Source organism: Brumimicrobium salinarum (assembly GCF_002844555.1).
Lineage (GTDB): Bacteria > Bacteroidota > Bacteroidia > Flavobacteriales_D > Crocinitomicaceae > Brumimicrobium > Brumimicrobium salinarum.
Window position 1 is genome coordinate 1 of sequence record NZ_PJNI01000039.1, and the last position, 2,132, is coordinate 2,132.

Consider the following 2,132-nt stretch of genomic DNA (forward strand, 5'->3'; position numbering starts at 1 on the left):
AACTTTAAATGCGGGTGAGCATTATCAATTCGCTAATAATCTATATAATTTGATTACCTCATCGTTACCAGTCACTGTTATGCAATATGCAGAAGGAGTTAGTTGTGGTGGGCCTGGAGATCCATTCCAAGTTTTACTATATCCTATAGAACAGTCTTTGGAGAGCATAACCTTCAATGCTTTTCAAACCCCGCTAGTTAATGATTTCTGGATAAACATTCTTGTTGAAACAGTAGATGTGCCTAATGTTGTATTAGATGGGACTAATATAGCGGTTAGTTTTTCCCCTTTTCCATCTGATCCTTCCTATAGTTATGCAAGGGTAAACGTAACTCAAGGAGATCATACTTTAAATACGCCAGGAGGTAGTTTAGCCACGGTTTATGGTTGGGGGAATGCAGAATCATTTGGGTATTGTGCAGGTGCTGCATTAAAAGATTTAACCAATGATTTTGCAATTATAAGTTCACCCACGTGTACTGATGATGTAATTCAATTTGAAGCAATTCCAGACCCTTCAACTTCAGGTTTTTCTTGGGATTATGGAGATGGAAGTCCTACTCAAACAGGTATCAATTCAACACATAATTTTGCGAACGCAGGGACTTTTGATGTTACCTTGACTAAACATAAAACAGGTGCTTGTGATGTGCAGATCGTTAAGCCTGTTGATATTTTTGAATTACCTATAGATATTACACAACCTGATACAGCAGTTTGTATCGGTTCAACAATAGATTTGAATATTCCTGTAAGTGATACATTTGTCGTTGAAAGAATAAATGATTGTGGCGATATAACGTACAATAGAATTCACATTCAATATGATTCGATTTATTGGAGTACAGGAGATGTTGGTCGAAATATTCAAGTAACTCCTACTTCAGATACAATGATTTATGCCTATGGAGAACAGTTTGGTTCAATTTGTAGAGCGGTAGATTCTGTATTTATTGAGGTTATCGAGCCATTGGCAGACTTTGCTTTTAACGATGCTTGTCAAACAGATTCTATTTGTTTAACAGACCAAAGTACTAGCTCAGCGCCATATAATATTTCAAGATATTCCATTGATGGAAACCTACTCGTAAATAACGAATTAGATTATTGCTTTTTAAATAATGTTCCTGGGAATTACGATATAGAACTTTTTATAGAAACGGACATTGGTTGTAAAGATTCAATAACTAAAACTGTTGAAGTGTTTTCTCAGCCCGATGCTGACTTTGACTTTGTTAATGCATGTGACCAAGAAAGTATTCAGTTTCAAAGTACTGCTGTTCCTAATATTGGCAGTATAATTGATTATCAATGGGACATTGATACTGATGGTACAACAGATTATTCGGTTGCTAATTTTGGTCACACTTATACGCAAGATGGCTTGTTTGATGTTGAGCATATTGTCATCAATTCACATGGTTGTTCTGATACGATAGTAAAAGAAATCTCTGTTTATGCATTACCAAATGCAGTTTTCACCGTAGATGCTGTTTGTGAAGATACAACGACTACGTTTACAAATACTTCAAATGTAAACCCTGTAGACGCCGATGTAATAACTAATTACGAATGGACATTTGGAGATGGTAACTCATCAAGTTTAGAAAACCCTAATCATGATTATTTAACAGAGAATATTTATAATGCAAAATTGCTAGTAATAACAAATCATGGTTGTAGAGATTCGGTGACACATCCTGTTTCTGTCTTCCCACAGCCATCTGTTGGTTTTACTGCAACAAATGCTTGTTTAGGTTTTGAAAATGTATTTGATGATGAAACAACGATATCTAATGCGTATACAACGAATACATTAACCACGTGGGAGTGGAGTTTTGACGATGGTAATGGTAGCGTAAATCAAAATACAAATCATCTTTACAGTGGAAGCGGTATCTATAATGTCCAATTAATTGTTGGAACAGATAATGGATGTGTGGATAGCATTACTCAGCAAGTTGAAGTATATAATCAACCCACTGCTGATTTTAACTTTACTAATGCATGTGATCATGAAGATGTTGAAATGGTAAGTACGGCAAATTCAAATGGAGGTACGATTGACCATTATTTTTGGGATATTGATAATAATGGAAACGTGGATTATACCATAAATCCTGCTGCTCATA

Annotated in this window: 1 protein-coding gene; it reads left to right on the plus strand. The window is 35.4% G+C overall.

Going from position 1 to position 2,132, the window contains the following annotated elements; translation table 11 throughout:
- Positions 1-49: 49 nt before the first annotated feature.
- Positions 50-2,132: PKD domain-containing protein (locus CW751_RS14970; protein WP_240612595.1), on the plus strand; the 2,083-nt coding region annotated here is incomplete at its 3' end.